The sequence below is a fragment of the Salinibacter ruber DSM 13855 genome (assembly GCF_000013045.1).
Classification (GTDB): Bacteria; Bacteroidota; Rhodothermia; order Rhodothermales; family Salinibacteraceae; genus Salinibacter; species Salinibacter ruber.
This window is the reverse complement of record NC_007677.1, coordinates 2,118,236-2,133,653: the sequence shown is the minus strand read 5'-3', so window position 1 is coordinate 2,133,653 and position 15,418 is coordinate 2,118,236. Positions and strand designations below refer to the sequence as shown.

Genomic DNA, 15,418 nt, shown 5'->3' with positions numbered 1-15,418 from the left:
CCCGCCTCACGTTCTTTCCCGTAGCATGCTGCTCTCTGTGTCTGCTTCGTCCTCCGCCTCGGAATCGAATCTCAACTGGACGGCCATCACGGCGCTGTACGCCGGGCTCGTCTTCGGAATTGGCGTCATGCTCCTGGCCGGGCAGTACCGCAATGCCGCGTGGCTGGGGCTGCTCGGGTGTGCCGGCGGCTGCACGGCGTACGGCCGCGTGCTGACCCAGCAGGGCCGCGCACGGGCCGCGAAGTGGTGGAACCGGGCCAGCGGCGTCCTCTACGCCGTCTTTTTCCTGTGGGCCGGAACGGTTTTCCTGCGGGCCCTTCTTGGCTAGGAGAGGGCCCCAGACAACAGGAGATTTCCGGAAAAAGACCAGATCGTTGAGGTGGGCGAACTCTCTGGGAAGCCAAAACAAAGATCCAGATTGGGGCGTTTATCCAAACAGTAGCACAATGAAAAGCTTCGGCGTATTCACCAACAAATTAGACAACGGCTTATGGCTTTTGATCTCCCTGACCTGCCGTACGACTACGACGCCCTGGAGCCGCACATTGACGAGCAGACGATGCGGATCCACCACGACAAGCACCATGCCGGCTATACGCGAAAGCTGAACAACGCGCTGGAGGGGCACGACGACCTCCAGGAGCACTCGATTGAAGAGCTTCTTGCTGGCCTCGACACGCTCCCGACGGACGTTCAGACGCCGGTGCGCCAGAACGGGGGCGGCTTTTACAACCACCGCCTCTTCTGGAACGTCATGTCCCCGGACGGCGGCGGCACGCCCGACGGAGACCTTGCGGACGCCATCCACGACGCCTTTGGCTCCTACGAGGACTTCAAGGACGCCTTTGCCGATGCGGCGACCGGGCAGTTTGGCAGCGGCTGGGGGTGGCTCGTCGCGCAGCCCAACGGCGACGTGACCGTGACCAGCACGCCCAACCAGGACAATCCCTTGTTGGAGGGACACACGCCCATTCTCGGGATTGACGTGTGGGAGCACTCCTACTACCTCAACTACCAGAACGAGCGCGGCACCTACGTCGACGAGTGGTGGAACGTCGTCGACTGGGACGCCGTCGGCGAGAACTACGACGAGATTGTGGGGGCGTAGTTCTGGTTTCCGGTGGGCCTGAGAAGGCCGATCCGCATTGCCTGAAAGATGCCCTGAAGGGATGGCCGGCTGCCCGGCCATCCCTTTTCGTCGTTGGGGGCAGGGGGGAGGCGCTGGGATGGGGGCCGCCGAAGCGGCCCGCCTACGCGTCTTGGAGGGCCTGCACGAGGGTCCGGCAGAAGGCCGGAATGTCTTTCACGACGCGCCCCCAGACGAGGTGGTCCTCCTGGAAGGCGGCCTCGTCGACCCAGGTTGCGCCCGCGTTCACGAGGTCGTCCTTGATGCCCGTACTTCCGGTGGCCTGGCGGCCCTCCACGATGCCCGCGGAGATGCCCACGAGGCCGGCGTGACAGATTTGAGCCACGATCTTCTGCTGGGCGTCCATCTCGCGCACCAGGGCCTGGACCCCCTCGTCGCGGCGGAGCTTGTCGGGGGCCCAGCCGCCCGGGACGACGACGCCGTCCAGATCGCCGGGGGCAAGTGTGCGGGCGGCCACGTCGGTGGTGGCCGTGAGGCCGTGCTTGCCGGTGAACGTGGCGTCGGCCTCCCGGCCGGCGACCACGACCTCGGCGCCCTCCTCCCGGAGCCGCATGGTCGGGACCCAGAACTCGAGATCCTCGAATGATTTGTCGACGAGAACAGCAACGCGGCAGTGACTCAGAGACATAAACAAACGAGGGTTGGAGTGAGACTGTGCGAGATGATTCTGTTATTGCAAGTAACTCTTCGGCAATATGGGTTCCGACGACCGCTTGGCGGGGACTAGTGCGGCCCTGTGCGGTCGTACACGTCGTCGATAAATTCTTTGAACCAGGCGGGGCGTGCGACGAGGACGTACGCCGCCAGTACGGGAACGATGGGGATCATGAACACGAGCAGGTCGACGGCGATGAGGCCGGCGGCGATAAGCCAGATCTGACGGTCGGAAATGATCAGGCAGTGGATAATGCTTGGGGGCGCGGGCCTGAATAGACGACATCGCATCGGGGAGGTTGCGACCGGCGGTCGTTCCACGGAGAGCGACGGGTCCGTCTTCACGCTCCGCTTCTGAGAAGGGCGGAGGGTGGCCCGTGGCGCGTTACGACGCCTGTCCCATCGCGGCCTCCCGGTTTTGCCGGCTGATGCGCTTCCACTTCTGCGTCCGGAAGCGGTAGTAAATGACCGCCGCGGGCACGGCCGTCTCGGCGAACAGGGTGCCGTAGAGCCCCCAGATGCCGAGCGACGTGACGGCCCCGAGGTAGGCCAGGGGGAGGGCGAAGACGAAGAGCCCCAGCAGCTGGCCGTAGAAGGGCCACGTGGTGTCGCCGCTGGCGCGGAGCGGCCCCAGGGCGCCGTTCATGACCCCCCAGAGCAGCACGCTCACGCAGGCCGCCCGGATGAGGGCCGTCGTGGTGGCCCGCACGGCGCCGTCGTCCACGAAGAGGGCACTGACCGGGTCGGCCACCACGAACACGGCGGCGCCCACCAGGGCGTAGGTCGCAACGGTGAAGCGGAGGGTGTCGCGGGCGTAGCCGTCGGCGTCCTGTTCGTTGCCCGCGCCGAGCGACTGGCCGACGAGGCTGCTGGAGGCCAGCCCGAAGCCCCAGCCGGGCGTGTTCATGAGGGCCCGCACGCGGAGCGCAACCACGAAGGCGGCCACCATGTTGGGCCCGTAGAGGCCCACGATGGCGAGCAGGGGAAACTGCCCGCCGTTCTGGGCCACCTTCCGCAGGGCCAGGGGCGTCGAGATGCGGGCCAGGTGCCGGGCGTCCGCCGCGTCCCAGTAGGGGGCCGACCAGTCGACCTGCACGGGCAGGGGCCCCACAAACGGAAGGCGCCCCACAGTGAGCCCCCACCCGAGAACGAGCACGCCGCCGACGCTCCCGAGCACCGTCCCCAGCGCGGCCCCGACCACGCCCAGGTCGAAGACGAAGATAAAGACGGCGTTCAGCCCCACGTTGATCACTGCACCCCCGGCCCGCACGATCATGGGCGTCCACGCGTCGTCGGCCCCGATGAGGGTGCGGCTGCCGATCAGGTTGAGGGCTGCGAAGGGCATCGCCAGGCTCGCGACCCGCAGGTACCGCGTGCCGTACTGGATGGCCGCCTCGCCCGTCCCGATGAGGCGAATGAGCGGCTCCGGCAGCGTCCAGAACACGACGACCAGGGGCAGTGTCACCAGGAGCGCGGCCATCACGCTCACCTTCACCGCCCGGTCGATGTCGTCGTACCGCCCTCCCCCGTACCGCTGCGAAACGAGGCTAATTGTGCCCCCGGCAATGCCGCCCCCGAGCATGTACGTCATGGTCCAGTACGGCACCCCGTAGCCGACGCCCGCAATGGCGGCCGGCCCCACGGCCACGCCCACCATCGCCACGTCGGCGGTCGCCTTCGACATGCGCGCCAGGCCCGTCAGGATGCGGGGCCAGGCCAGGCCCGCAATCCGCTGCGCCCGCGACGCCGTGATGAGTCGCAGATACACGAGGAGGCGCCCGATGCCCTCGACGGTGGCGCGGATGGGATTTGGCACAGAGGCGAAACGGAGCGGAACAACAGCGTGGACGGGACCGACACCCATTTTCTCAGAGTGTCGTGAACGTAGGCACTCACGGAGCCGAGGGGTTGTTCGGGCGAGCCCGCTGGAGCAGGAACGCATTCCCAGGAATAACTGATTTCTGCCATTCCCCTCACGTGCTCTTGACCTGCGGGCCGCTACCTGTCCCGGTCCGCTCCGCCTCAGGGCGCCGATTGAGAATGTGAGGGGAATGAAATTCCCGTCATCAATCGGAGGAGGAGGGCGTAGGCAACCCACATTCCAATCTCCTCTCCCCAGCGCCCCGAATTTCATGCTCTCGTTTTATCTGCTGGCCGCCGTCGTTCTGGTGGCGGTCGTCCTCGTCGTGCGCACCTTCAAGGTCGTGAAGGAGTACGAGCGGGGCGTCAAGTTCATGCTCGGCCAGTTCGTCAAGGTGATGGAGCCGGGCCTCGGGACCGTCATCCCGCTGATCCAGTCGTGGGAACGGGTCGACATGCGCGTGAAGGCGGTCGACGTGCCGCGGCAGGAGAGCATCACGCGCGACAACGTGACCGTCGAGATCGACGCCGTCATCTACTACCAGGTGCGGGATGCGGAGAAAGCGATCCTAGAGGTGGAGGAGTACATGTACGCCACGCAGCAATTGGCCCAGACCACCATGCGCAACATCGTCGGGGAGGTGGACCTCGATGCGCTCTTGGCCGAGCGGGAGCGCATCTCCCAGCAGATCCGCGAGATCATCGACGAGGCCACCGACCCGTGGGGCATTGAGGTGCAGTCGGTTGAGCTCAAAGACATCATCCTGGCGGAGAACATGAAGCGGGTGATTGCCCGGCAGGCCGAGGCCGAGCGCGAGCGCCGCGCCGTCACCATCCAGGCGGAGGGGGAGCTGGAGGCGGCCCAAAACATGGCCGACGCGGCGAGCACGCTCAACGACGAAGAGGGCGCCCTCCACCTTCGCACCCTGCAAACGCTCAACAGCCTTAGCAGCGACGACTCGAACACCGTGATCTTCGCGGTGCCCACCGAGGCCCTGCGGGCGCTGGAGTCGATCGGGGCATCGGACGAGAAGTAGTCCAGCGCCGCCGCGCTCCTGTAGGGAATAGGACCAGGACTCAGGCGTCCGTGGATTCTTCCCGGACCACGTCGATAATTCGCTCCGCGTCCATCCGAGCGGATCTGGAGAGGTCGTCGAGCCGCGATGCGAGGGCGGCAGCGGCGGACGGGGGGATCTGAACCGAGCCGTCCAACATGAGCGCCCCCCTCAGCGACTTTGCTGCCGCACCGACGACGCTGGTGTTGTCGTGGTCGAGCAGATCGATGAGTCGGTCGGCCACGGGGGAAATCGTGTGCGGGTTGGCTTCACCGAGTTTGTACACGAGACGCAAATCAGGCGGAGAGGGCCACTCTGTCAGTCGGTCAACCGCCTGGCAGGCGAGAGCCGTCGCGGTCTCCGGGTGATCCGGGGCCAGAGTCGCAAGGGGCTCCCATCCCATTCCCGGTTTGGTGTTCACGTCGGTGCCGTCGACGGCCTCGGTGAGGGCCTCGACGTAGTCGGGAACGAGCGTCGAGTCGACACGGTGGACCTCTGCGAGCGCCTTCGCGGCAGTCCGACGGTCCGTGTGCTTGGGACTGCCGAGCAGATCGGTGAGGGACGAGACGGCCGAGTGGGCGGCCTCGCCGTCGGCGGGGGCAAGCCGCCCCAGAATCGTCGCGGCGGTTGCGTCCTTATGGTTGCGCAGTCGGTCGAGGAGGAAGGAGCTGTGATCGCTGAGGGCCGAGGGATGGTCAGCGGCTAGGGATTTGAGCGCCCGCTGAATCAACGTGCTGTTGGGCTGCACGCTCCATCCGTAGTCGACGAGGCGGTCGACGTGCGGGATGAGGGCCCGCGTCTCGAAGCGAGCGTAGATGTGTAGGGCGGCCGCCGCCTGCCGGACGACGGGGGTGGACGGATCGTCGAGGGCCTCAACGAGAGCGTCAACCGCCGCGTCGATGCGGTTGCGGTCGACGGTCTCGATCCAACAGCGATCGCCTTCATATTCCACCCAGTAGTGCGCCTCGGCAAAACACGCAGCGGCGTCGTACCGGGCGCGCTCGTCGTCGTCCGTGAGCAACCTCGTTCCCGCATCGATAATCTCGGGGGTGGCCGCGACGGGGGCGTCCTCTTCCCCCCGATCCTGAAACGCAATGTCGCCGAGCGCCGCGATGGCGTGTGCCCGCACGAGCGGCGACGAGTCGCAGGTACAGTCGAGCAGGGGCGGAATCGCGTCGGTTCCGTCGAGGTGGTGTGCCCACATTGTCGCGAACGCCCGGACGGCCGCGGTCCGGACGGCCTCGTCCTCGCTCGATAGGCCGTCGACGAGGGTGGGCTCCACGGTCGCGACGATTCGGTCCCAGCGCGTCGCGATCCGCGACAAATAGCGAACCGCCGAAACGGTGGTGTCGGTGCCGATCTGCCGGGCGAGGTCCTGGACGAGGGCCTCCCGGTCGCTGCGGAAGGTTTCTCCGCGCATGCCTTCGTAAACGATGTGGGTCAGGCTCCCGGCGATGTAGGGACGCGCCGGGTCGTCGTCGAGGGCAGGGATCAATTCCGTCCCGTACGTCACGAGTGCGCCGGGAACGATCTCCGAAAGCTGGTACACCGCGCGGGCACTCCGCCGCCGAACCGAGGGGGCCGACGCCCCCGTAAGGTTCGCGAAGAGCCGGTACAGGGCCGATTCGAACTCGGCCCGCCGATTCGTTGCGGCGGTTTCGACGACCGCGTCGGCGGTGGTCGCGTCGGCATCGGGTTGGAGTCGCCGGGCAAAGTCAACGAGTGGTCTGCTCATTAGGCCGCCCCCACGAGCCCGTGCTCGCGTTGCATGTAGGCAAGAACGTCCCGCCCGAAGTAGCCCTCACCGCCCGACATGGCATCCAGAAGGATAAATTCCGAGTCGATTCGTTTGTAAAGCCGACCGCTCCCCGAATTCGACGTGTCGCTCACGTGCATGACGAGGGCCCGAGACGCCTCAATCCCGAGATCAGTCAGGCGCTGAGCGTCGACCTCGTCGAAGGCCTTCCACACGACCATGTCGTTATGGATGAATGTATCCGGATCTTCCAGTGCCTTCTGGAGGTCGTTGGTGATCGCCTCAATCCCGGTTTTCCCCGGATCGAATGAAACGCGAGTCCAAGAACTCATCGTACCGTGATTGATGGGGCAGCCGACGAGAGAAACCCTGCCGGAAACGACGCTGGCCGCTGATTCGCCAGTCTTGACCCGACGAATAGGGTGGTTATAATTCACAACGATCTGAGCTTTCTTCCGAAGCTTGTTTCCAGATCTAGCCCCCAATTTTGTTGAGCTCACGACCGGGGGGGCCGTGACGTCCGATCTCGGCGTGGTGGTGCGCCCCCCATCGACGCCTCCGCGGGGGCACAGGGTTGGATGCGCTCCCCAATCTCCTCAGTCGGGAGACGGCGAGTCGTTACTCTTCACTGTTGCCAAACCGAAGGGCGACGCCGACCTGGGGCTTCGTGGGCCAGAAATGCATCTACAACAGAAAACCGATCTCGGGCGCCAGGGCCCAAAATCGGCGAGGGGAGCTGTCTATGACGATGTGCGCTCGGGAGGATTCGAACCCCCGGCCTTCGGTACCGGAAACCGATGCTCTGTCCGACTGAGCTACGAGCGCAAGTGTAAAAGTGCCACTACAGTGTTCGCGAGACGCCCCAAAGTGTTCCTACGAAGAAACGGCAAAGGGGCAAACAGGAGGGGAGGCCGCACTTTCAAGGCGCCCCGCCTATTTCTCGTCTTGGGTCTTTCACGCTGTGGCGTCTTCCTCCTCTGCTCCCGGCGGTGTCCTGATCGATCTGTGGACCCGACGGGGGCGCCTTCCGCTGAACGGCCCGCTGGAGCGGGCATCGGTGGGGCGACCTACCCTGAGCTTCGTAACGGGCCTGCTGGGCCTCGGGGCCGCGTTTCTGCTGTTTCAGTTTCTCCTCACCCCAATCGCGCTCCTCGCCCAGATCGCGATGGCGGAGGGCGGGCTGTCGATGGAGGCGTTCCAGAATCCGGATCGCCTGATGGCGTCCTACACGCAGGAGCTGCTGGTCAGCAACAGCATCGGGCAGGCGCTGGGGCTGGCGGTGCCGGCGCTGCTGGCGGCGCGCCTGCACTCCTCCGAGTGGGCGGCGTACCTGCGCCTGCGGGGCGTGGACGGGCGGCTTCTGGCGCTGGCCCTGGTCGGGATCGTGGGGCTGCAGCCCGTGACGCAGTGGCTCGCCGAAGTGAACCGGGCGCTGCCGCTGCCGGAGTCCGTTCGGGTGATGGAGCAGTCGCAGTTGGAGATGATCCGGAGCGTGCTGCAGAGCGACCTGGGGCTTGTCTTCAACATCACGATGCTGGCGCTCGTCCCCGGGGTGTGTGAGGAGCTGCTGTTTCGGGGCTACGCCCAGCGGCAGTTCGAGCGGGCCGCCGGGCCGGCCGGGGGGATTCTTCTGGCGGGGGGGCTTTTTGGGCTGTACCACCTTCGCCCATCCCAGGCCCTTCCGCTTACGGTGCTCGGGCTGTATATGGCCTACCTCGTGTGGCGTACGGGCAGCCTCGTGCCGGCCGTGCTGGTGCACATCGCCCACAACGGCATGGCCGTCGTCGGGGCCCGGTACGCAGAGACGCATCCCGACTACTCGGTCCGCGCGCTTGAGCAGACCTCCATGCCGTGGTCCCTGGTGGGGCTTGGGTTCGTGATTGTGGGGAGTGTTCTCTATGTTATGCACCCCTTTGCTGCACGCATTCGAGATGCCCAGGGCGGGACGGAGCGCTCTTCTCACTGACCGGTTCCACCACCCATGAGTTCGCACGAGGACTGGGCGAGTGTTTTTCGGACCAGCACCGACTACGAGGCCGATCTCGTTCGGGATCGGCTCGACGACAGCGGCATCCCCGCCGTCGTGCTGACCCAGCGCGACCACGCCTTCAACCTCACCGTGGGCGACCTCGCGTCGGTGCACGTGATGGTGCCGCCGGAGCAGGCCGACAAGGCGGTGTCGCTGCTGGAGGAGCAGCTCACGGACGAGGAGTTGGAGGCGGCAGCGCTCGGGGCCGACCCCGACGCCCCGCCGGCCAACACCCCCGATCAGGACTCGAAGCTCGACTCCGGCCACGAGCACATGGACCTGGGGCCGCCCGAAGACGACCCGCCCGAAGACGACGCGGAGGACGCTGCCGACGATGCGTCTGCGTAAGAGAGGGGCACCGACGCCATGGAGTGGATTGACCAGACCGCGTCTTCGTGAGCAATAACCTTCGCCGGATCGTCACGGCCCTGCTGGCGGCACCGGTCGTGCTGGGACTGGCGTACCTGGGGGGCTGGTGGTTTGCGGGCCTCGTCGCGGGCATCGGGGTGCTGGGCCAGCGGGAACTGTACCGGATGGCCCAGCAGGGCGGCGCGTGGCCGCAACAGGCCTGGGGGGTTCTCGTCGGCATCCTCCTCGTGGCCACGTTCCTGCGGCCGTCCCTCTGGCCCGTCGGAACGGCGGTGCTGCTCCTCTTCGTCGTGGCCGCGCCGCTGCTGGTGCCGCAGGAGCAGTTCCTGTTTAGCTTTGCGGTGACGCTTGCGGGCGCCGTGTACCCGACGGGCCTGCTCGGAAGTTTGATCTGGCTCCGCGAGACCCAGAGTGCGGCCGTCGGCGATGGGGAGGCGTTCTGGCTGGTCCTGTTTGTTCTGCTGGTGGTATGGGCGACGGACGTGGCGGCCTACTACGTCGGCAAGAGCGTCGGCCAGCGTCCGCTCGCCCCCACCATTTCCCCGAACAAAACGTGGGAGGGCACGCTTGGGGGCCTGGGGGCGGCCCTGGTCGTGGGCGTCGTGCTCAAGCTGACCGTCGTGGACCTCCTTGCGTGGGGCCACGTGGCCGCGCTCATCGGGATCGGGGGCGGGGTGAGCCAGCTCGGCGACCTGCTGGAGAGCAAGCTCAAGCGCTCGGTGGCGGTCGATGATTCGAGCCAGCTCCTGCCGGGCCACGGCGGCATGCTGGATCGGTTCGACGCGATGGCCGTGGCGGCCCCGCTCAGCGTGCTCTACCTTCATCTGGTCGCGGGCCTGGTGTAGCGTGCAGGGGGGCACCGGAGGCAAGGAAGATGCGTCGAGGGAAACGAAGGGCTGAGGGCCGCTGAGGGCCGCCGCACACCGCATTTTGGGAACGACGGCTCCGACCGCCCTGTTCGGTCCGGTGCACAGGCTTTCGATACCCAGCCGACGCGCCCATGGGTCTGTTCAGTGCCGGGCGCGGGCCCCGGTCGTTCGACTACCAGCCCCGCCACCACAATCCCGAGGAGGACGACGACCGCGACATCCGACGACGGATGCAGTCCCGCCGTGCCCAGGAGGCACAGCGCAGCCCGCTCAGCCTGCTGTTCTTCCTGGCCCTCCTGTTTCTCACGCTGCTCCTCTACTACTCGCTGTAAATTTTCGCAGTCCGTCCGTGCCGTGGCCGACGAGTCCTCCCCGTCCGGGGGCCTCATTGAGGTGATGTCCGACCGCCTCGCCAACCAGATTGCGGCGGGCGAGGTGGTGCAGCGGCCCGCCTCGGTGGCGAAGGAGCTGATCGAAAACGCCCTCGACGCGGGGGCGTCGTCGATCGAGGTGCTCCTGAAAGACGCGGGCAGCACCCTCGTGCAGGTCATCGACGACGGGTGTGGCATGGGGCCGGGGGACGCGGAGCGCTGCTTCGAGCGACACGCCACCAGTAAGCTCCGCTCGGTAGACGACCTGGAGCGCATCCGGACGCTCGGCTTTCGGGGGGAGGCCCTTGCGTCGATCGCCGCCGTCGCGCAGGTGACGCTCAAGACGAAGCGGGTGGAGGACGACGCGGGGACCTTAGTTCGGGTGGAGGGGGGAGAGCAGGTGGAGAAACGGCCCTGCGCGATCCCGAACGGGACCTCGGTGGCGGTCCGCAACCTCTTCTTCAACGTGCCGGCCCGGCGCAATTTTCTGAAGACCCCGGCCACCGAGCTGAAGCACCTCACGCAGACCGTTCAGTCGCTGGCCCTCGCCAACCCCGACACGGCAGTCCGGTTGGAGCACGACGGGCACGAGCACTACGACCTGCCCGCGGCGCCGGACAGCGACTGGCACGCCGCCACCCGCGCCCGCATCCTCGGCCTCTTTGGCGGCGACCACGAGGACGAGCTGGTGGCGGTCGAAGACGAATCGAGCGACCTCAGGCTGCGCGGGTTCGTCGGGGCGCCGTCGTTTCACCGGAAGACGCGGGGCGAGCAGTTTCTGTTCGTGAACGGCCGGGCGGTGACGGACCGGTATCTGAGCCACGCGGTCAAGAAGGCATACGGCGAGCTGGTCCCGGACGGGGCGTTTCCGTTCTTTGCGCTCTTCCTGGCGATGAACCCGGAGCGGGTGGACGTCAACGTGCACCCGCAGAAGGAAGAGGTCAAGTTCGACGACCAGAGCGGCATCTACGGATTCCTGCGGAGCGCGGTGCGGCGGGCGCTGGGCCGGGTGCACGTGTCGCCGCAGATGGACGACGGGGACGACGAGGCCGACAACGAAGAAGACAGCCCCGGCCCTGAGTCCGACGGAACGGGGAGCGGGGGACACGCCGTGTCGGGGGACGGGACCTCGTCCCCGCGCCCCACGCCGACTTCCTTTCAGCCGCAACGATCGTCCGGGGACGCGACCGACTCGTCGGGACGCTCGTCGTCCGGGCCGTCGCCCCAGTCTCCGAAGCCCAGGCCCGAAAATCCGTCGGTGTCGCCCGGGGACCAGTCCGATGCCCTCTACCGCCGGCCGGATGGGGGCGACGAGTCCTCACCGGGGGACGCCCCGGCATCGCCCCCCCATCGGGAAGGCGGGTCGTCTTCAACGTCTGCCGCCGACGAAGCGGAGCGGTCGGGCCGGCGTCCGGTGTGGGGGCTACACGACACCTACGTCGTGACGCCGACCGAGACCGGCATGATGCTCGTCGACCAGCGGGCGGCGCACCTCCGCGTGCTCTACGAACGGGCCCGGGCCCACCTCCGCGACCAGCAGGGGGCGTCGCAGCGCCTGCTCTTTCCGCATACCGTCGACCTGTCCCCGGCCGAGGTCGAGCTGCTGGACGAGCTGCGAGACGACCTCGACGCCCTCGGGTTCGAGCTGGAGCGCCTCAGCGGGCGTACCGTCTCGGTGCGGGGGGTGCCCGCCGACGTGCCGGACGGCAACGAGGACACGATCCTGGAGGAGCTCCTGGAGCAATACCGGTCCGCCCAGGACGCGGTCGAGGACGAGCGCCGCGAGCACCTCGCGAAGACGATGGCCCAGCGGAGCGCCGTGGACCGGGGACAGCCGCTGTCGGAAGAAGAGCGCCGGGCCCTCCTCGACGACTTGTTCGACTGCGAAATGCCCTACGCCGACCCCACCGGCACGCCCACGATCGTCAAGCTCTCGATGGAGGAGCTGGCCGACCGCTTCGGGCGCTAGGCGGCTTCTCCCCCACGCGTCTGCTTCCCCGATGCCCCACCCGCTCGTCGACACGGTCGCGGCGTTCAGTGATCGGCACGCCCTGCTGGACGAAGGCCCGGTGCTGGTGGCGGCAAGCGGCGGCGTGGACTCGATGACGTGCCTCTCCGTCCTGCGCCGATTGGATGTCGACGTGCACGCGTTACACGTCAACTACGGGCTGCGGGCGGGGGCCGACGGGGACGAGGCCCTGGTGCGCCGGTGGTGCCACGAGCAGTCGCCGGCGGTGCCGCTCTCCGTGGTGGCCCTCGACGCGGAGGCCCGCGCCGCGTCCGAGGACGAGTCGCTCCAGGCGGCCGCGCGCCGACTGCGCTACGACGCCCTGGCGGCGGCCGCCGCGGAGATCGGGGCGCCCGTCGTGGCGACCGGCCACCACCGCGACGACCAGGCCGAAACGCTCCTCCTCAATCTCGTCCGCGGCAGCGGGCCGGAGGGGGTGGCCGGGATGCGGCCGGCCCGTCCCCTGGAGGCCGACCCGTCCGTTTCTCTCGTTCGGCCCCTGCTGGACGCCCGACGGGACGCGATCGAAGCCTACGCCGAGTCGATGGGGCTCCCGTGGCGGACCGATCCGACCAACCAGCGCCACGACTACGACCGGGGGGTGATCCGGACCGAGATCCTTCCCCGGCTGGAAGCGCACTTCGAGGGCGCGACCGACGCCCTGGCCCGGTCGGCGGACCTCATGCAGGAGTACGTCGACCAGGCCCTCCGGCCCGCCCTAAAGCGGCGGATGGGCCGGGCGTACACCGATCACGAGGCGGGCGGGGCCCTGTCCGTGGAGGCCCTGCGCGAGGCCCCGCCCGTCTGGCGCCGTCGCCTCCTCTTGGAGGCGCTGCGTCGCGCGCTGCCCACAGCCCCTTACTCCCGGGCGGTGGCCGAGGAGCTGGAGGCCCTCGTCGAGGCGCAGGTGGGCCGGCGCATGGAGGTGGGGACGGGCACCGTCTGGCGGGAGCGCGGGCGGCTGCGCTTCGTCCCCGACGCCGCCACGCCGGATCCGCTCTCGCCCACGCCCATCGACTGGGGGACGCCCGTGGCGATTCCGCAGGGCCGCCTCCGGGTGGAGCTGTGTGACGGGCGGCCCGCGTCGCTGGCCTCCGGCCCGCCGCACCTTGCCTACGCGGATGCGGACCGGCTGTGGACGGCGCTCACGGTGCGTCCCTGGGCGGAGGGCGACCGCTTCCGGCCGCTGGGGCTGGACGGCACGAAACTTGTGAGTGACGTGCTTACCGAGGCCCGCGTGCCGCCCCACCGACGAACGCACGTCTCCGTGCTGTGCCGGGACGACCGCATTGCCTGGGTGGTGGGGCACCGGCTCGATCATCGGGTCCGCGTGCGTCCCGACACCGACCGCGTAGCCCGGCTCGTCCTACGACCACGTGAAAAACCCTCGGACAATTGACACTCTTCGGAGCCGCCGCCTAGCTTCAACCGTCGTTCTCGCGCCTCACTTTCTTTCCACCGATGGCCTCAAACATGCCCGCTACGCGCGACCTCTTGGAGACCCCCGTCCAGCCCACCGACGCCGCCGTGACCGTACAGGGAGAACGCTTCCGCCGATACCTGTCGGCCGAGCGGATTAAAAAGCGGGTTGCGGAGATGGGAAAAACCATCGCCCGCGACTACGCCACCACCACCCCCATCCTCGTGAGCGTCCTGAACGGAGCGTTCATGTACACCGCGGACCTGATGCGGGCCATCGACACCGACTGCGAGATCGACTTCATCAAGCTCTCCTCGTACGGGGACGAGAAGGTGTCGAGCGGGGAGGTGCGGGAGCTCAAAAGCGTCGACGCGGAGCTGGAGGGCCGCGACGTGCTCGTGGTGGAGGACATCGTGGACACGGGGCTGTCGATGGAGTTCATGAAGCGCCGCCTCGCGGAGTACAACCCGGCCTCCCTTCGCGTGTCGACCCTGCTCCACAAGCCCACGGCGACGGAGCCGGACCTTACGCTCGACTACGTCGGCTTCCGCATTCCGGACCTCTTCGTCATCGGCTACGGGCTCGACTACGGCCAACTCGCGCGCAACCTGTCCGACATTTACATTCTCGACGAGGGGTGATGGAGGCACGGCTCCGGTTCACGGATCGACACGCCTGCCTGTGGGCGGCTCGACCGTGCCTGAGAAGAAGGAGGCTGATCCGTCGGGCCGTCTTGGCGGAGGCCTTTCGCCCGAGCGTTTTACTTGAATTGCGACATTGGTTTGATGGCCGCGTCTTCGCCCCGCATTCTGGTGGTGTACACCGGGGGCACCCTGGGCATGGTGGAAAGCGAGGAGGGATACGTGCCGGGGTCCGGCACCCTCGAAGCCCTCATGGAGGAGCGCCTCTCGTTTCAGTCGGAAGACCTCCCGGCCTACGACGTGCACGCGTTCGACCCGCTGCTCGACAGCGCAAACATGGAGCCGGCCGACTGGCTCCGCATCGCGGAGGCCATTCGGGATCGCTTTGAGGCCTACGACGGTTTTCTGGTCGTCCACGGCACGGACACGATGGCGTTCACCGCCTCGGCGCTGTCGTTCATGCTGCACCCGCTCGACAAACCGGTGCTCCTCACGGGCGCGCAACTGCCCCTTGACGAGACACGCAGCGACGCGCAGGGCAACCTGCTCACGTCCCTTTTGCTCCTGGGCACCTATCCCGACCGGCTGGGCGGGGTGCACGTGTTCTTCCACAACCGCCTCTACCGGGGCACCCGCGTGACGAAGGTGAACGCGGACTCGTTTGCGGCCTTCGACTCCCCGAACTTCCCGGCCGTGGGCACGGCGGGCATCGACCTGGACGTGGAGTGGGAGCGGGTGCCGGCCCCGCACCGGCCGCCCCGTCCCCCCGCCGTGACGGAACTCGGGGCGGCGACCGTCTCGGCGTTTCGGCTCTTTCCGGGCCTCGGGGTGGCCTCCCTGGAAAACGTGCTGGCCCCGCCGGTGCAGGGCGTTGTGCTGGAGTGCTTTGGGGCGGGCAATGCGCCGGCCCAGAACGACGCGTTTCTGGAAGCCTTGCGCGAGGCGACGGCGCGGGGCGTCGTCATCGTGGCGGTGACGCAGCCGCTCCGGGGCACGGCGGACCTCGACCTCTACGCCACCGGCCAGGCCCTGGCGGAGGCGGGCGTGGTGAGCGGCTACGACATGACGACGGAGGCGGCGCTGGCCAAGCTGTATTACCTCTTCGAGCAGGACCACGCGCCCGACGAGGTGCGCCGCCTCGTGCAGAACAACCTCCGGGGGGAGTTGACGCCGCCGGAGGAGGTGCCGCCCGCCCTCGGCCGCACGCGGCGCCGCCTGGCGGGGTACCGGTAGCGGCGG

16 protein-coding genes and 1 tRNA gene are annotated in these 15,418 nt (G+C 67.8%); 11 read left to right on the top strand and 6 right to left on the bottom strand.

What is annotated here, in order from left to right; genetic code table 11:
• The first annotated feature begins 37 nt into the window (after window positions 1-37).
• Together SRU_RS09105 and SRU_RS09100 are read left to right on the top strand one after the other, a co-directional pair.
• Window positions 38-328 carry a hypothetical protein gene (locus SRU_RS09105; protein WP_162892965.1) on the top strand — a complete coding sequence of 97 codons (291 nt, stop codon included), beginning with the start codon at window positions 38-40 and terminating at the stop codon, window positions 326-328.
• 162 nt (window positions 329-490) lie between these two features.
• Entirely contained in the window at window positions 491-1,108 is a 618-nt protein-coding gene (locus tag SRU_RS09100; protein WP_011404468.1) for a superoxide dismutase, read from the top strand.
• Between the two features lie 142 nt (window positions 1,109-1,250).
• Here the strand turns inward: SRU_RS09100 and SRU_RS09095 are convergent, their stop codons facing one another.
• The 3 genes from SRU_RS09095 to SRU_RS09085 all read right to left on the bottom strand — a co-directional run bounded on the left by SRU_RS09095 (window position 1,251) and on the right by SRU_RS09085 (window position 3,665).
• Window positions 1,251-1,775, bottom strand: coding sequence for a type 1 glutamine amidotransferase domain-containing protein (locus tag SRU_RS09095; RefSeq protein WP_011404467.1), 525 nt, complete (start codon window positions 1,773-1,775; stop codon window positions 1,251-1,253).
• Window positions 1,776-1,870: 95 nt separating this feature from the next.
• Window positions 1,871-2,092 (bottom strand): hypothetical protein, encoded by a 222-nt coding sequence (locus tag SRU_RS09090; RefSeq protein ID WP_112904155.1) that lies wholly within the window; start codon window positions 2,090-2,092, stop codon window positions 1,871-1,873.
• A 94-nt stretch (window positions 2,093-2,186) separates the two neighbouring features.
• Complete coding sequence (locus tag SRU_RS09085) at window positions 2,187-3,665, bottom strand: MATE family efflux transporter (protein WP_183956831.1); 1,479 nt, start codon at window positions 3,663-3,665, stop codon at window positions 2,187-2,189.
• A gap of 268 nt (window positions 3,666-3,933) precedes the next feature.
• Here SRU_RS09085 and SRU_RS09080 point away from each other — a divergent pair, with 268 nt between their 5' ends.
• Window positions 3,934-4,698: a slipin family protein gene (locus tag SRU_RS09080; RefSeq protein ID WP_011404464.1), complete on the top strand. Its 765-nt coding sequence runs from the start codon at window positions 3,934-3,936 to the stop codon at window positions 4,696-4,698.
• Between the two features lie 40 nt (window positions 4,699-4,738).
• On the opposite strand, the gene SRU_RS09075 is transcribed toward SRU_RS09080, so the two are convergent.
• The 3 genes from SRU_RS09075 to SRU_RS09065 form a co-directional block, all read right to left on the bottom strand.
• Window positions 4,739-6,451: a HEAT repeat domain-containing protein gene (locus SRU_RS09075; protein WP_011404463.1), complete on the bottom strand. Its 1,713-nt coding sequence runs from the start codon at window positions 6,449-6,451 to the stop codon at window positions 4,739-4,741.
• Window positions 6,451-6,804, bottom strand: coding sequence for a hypothetical protein (locus tag SRU_RS09070; RefSeq protein ID WP_112904149.1), 354 nt, complete (start codon window positions 6,802-6,804; stop codon window positions 6,451-6,453). The genes SRU_RS09075 and SRU_RS09070 overlap by 1 nt, the downstream gene beginning before the upstream one ends.
• A gap of 419 nt (window positions 6,805-7,223) precedes the next feature.
• A tRNA-Arg gene (locus SRU_RS09065) sits at window positions 7,224-7,297 on the bottom strand.
• Between the two features lie 136 nt (window positions 7,298-7,433).
• Here SRU_RS09065 and SRU_RS09060 point away from each other — a divergent pair.
• From SRU_RS09060 to ansA, 8 genes are all read left to right on the top strand, one after another.
• On the top strand, window positions 7,434-8,438 hold the full coding sequence (locus SRU_RS09060) for a CPBP family intramembrane glutamic endopeptidase (protein ID WP_103015941.1): 1,005 nt from the start codon (window positions 7,434-7,436) through the stop codon (window positions 8,436-8,438).
• A 15-nt stretch (window positions 8,439-8,453) separates the two neighbouring features.
• Window positions 8,454-8,849 carry a putative signal transducing protein gene (locus tag SRU_RS09055; protein WP_011404460.1) on the top strand — a complete coding sequence of 132 codons (396 nt, stop codon included), beginning with the start codon at window positions 8,454-8,456 and terminating at the stop codon, window positions 8,847-8,849.
• Between the two features lie 47 nt (window positions 8,850-8,896).
• Window positions 8,897-9,715: a phosphatidate cytidylyltransferase gene (locus SRU_RS09050; protein ID WP_011404459.1), complete on the top strand. Its 819-nt coding sequence runs from the start codon at window positions 8,897-8,899 to the stop codon at window positions 9,713-9,715.
• Between the two features lie 155 nt (window positions 9,716-9,870).
• A complete protein-coding gene (locus tag SRU_RS09045; protein ID WP_011404458.1) occupies window positions 9,871-10,071 on the top strand; it encodes a hypothetical protein in 201 nt (66 codons plus the stop codon).
• 22 nt (window positions 10,072-10,093) lie between these two features.
• Window positions 10,094-12,079, top strand: coding sequence for a DNA mismatch repair endonuclease MutL (gene mutL, locus SRU_RS09040; RefSeq protein WP_221405821.1), 1,986 nt, complete (start codon window positions 10,094-10,096; stop codon window positions 12,077-12,079).
• A gap of 31 nt (window positions 12,080-12,110) precedes the next feature.
• Window positions 12,111-13,517 (top strand): tRNA lysidine(34) synthetase TilS, encoded by a 1,407-nt coding sequence (gene tilS, locus SRU_RS09035; protein ID WP_011404456.1) that lies wholly within the window; start codon window positions 12,111-12,113, stop codon window positions 13,515-13,517.
• A 62-nt stretch (window positions 13,518-13,579) separates the two neighbouring features.
• Complete coding sequence (gene hpt, locus SRU_RS09030; RefSeq protein ID WP_011404455.1) at window positions 13,580-14,179, top strand: hypoxanthine phosphoribosyltransferase; 600 nt, start codon at window positions 13,580-13,582, stop codon at window positions 14,177-14,179.
• A 144-nt stretch (window positions 14,180-14,323) separates the two neighbouring features.
• Complete coding sequence (gene ansA, locus SRU_RS09025; RefSeq protein ID WP_011404454.1) at window positions 14,324-15,412, top strand: asparaginase; 1,089 nt, start codon at window positions 14,324-14,326, stop codon at window positions 15,410-15,412.
• The last annotated feature ends 6 nt before the right edge of the window (window positions 15,413-15,418 follow it).

Coding starts and splice junctions, on each gene's coding strand:
- hpt (WP_011404455.1), top strand. CDS start 13,580: ATGGCCTCAAACATGCCCGCTACGCGCGACCTCTTGGAGACCCCCGTC.
- SRU_RS09055 (WP_011404460.1), top strand. CDS start 8,454: ATGAGTTCGCACGAGGACTGGGCGAGTGTTTTTCGGACCAGCACCGAC.
- SRU_RS09100 (WP_011404468.1), top strand. CDS start 491: ATGGCTTTTGATCTCCCTGACCTGCCGTACGACTACGACGCCCTGGAG.
- SRU_RS09070 (WP_112904149.1), bottom strand. CDS start 6,804: ATGAGTTCTTGGACTCGCGTTTCATTCGATCCGGGGAAAACCGGGATT.
- SRU_RS09085 (WP_183956831.1), bottom strand. CDS start 3,665: ATGGGTGTCGGTCCCGTCCACGCTGTTGTTCCGCTCCGTTTCGCCTCT.
- SRU_RS09045 (WP_011404458.1), top strand. CDS start 9,871: ATGGGTCTGTTCAGTGCCGGGCGCGGGCCCCGGTCGTTCGACTACCAG.
- SRU_RS09095 (WP_011404467.1), bottom strand. CDS start 1,775: ATGTCTCTGAGTCACTGCCGCGTTGCTGTTCTCGTCGACAAATCATTC.
- tilS (WP_011404456.1), top strand. CDS start 12,111: ATGCCCCACCCGCTCGTCGACACGGTCGCGGCGTTCAGTGATCGGCAC.
- SRU_RS09080 (WP_011404464.1), top strand. CDS start 3,934: ATGCTCTCGTTTTATCTGCTGGCCGCCGTCGTTCTGGTGGCGGTCGTC.
- ansA (WP_011404454.1), top strand. CDS start 14,324: ATGGCCGCGTCTTCGCCCCGCATTCTGGTGGTGTACACCGGGGGCACC.
- SRU_RS09075 (WP_011404463.1), bottom strand. CDS start 6,451: ATGAGCAGACCACTCGTTGACTTTGCCCGGCGACTCCAACCCGATGCC.
- SRU_RS09090 (WP_112904155.1), bottom strand. CDS start 2,092: ATGCGATGTCGTCTATTCAGGCCCGCGCCCCCAAGCATTATCCACTGC.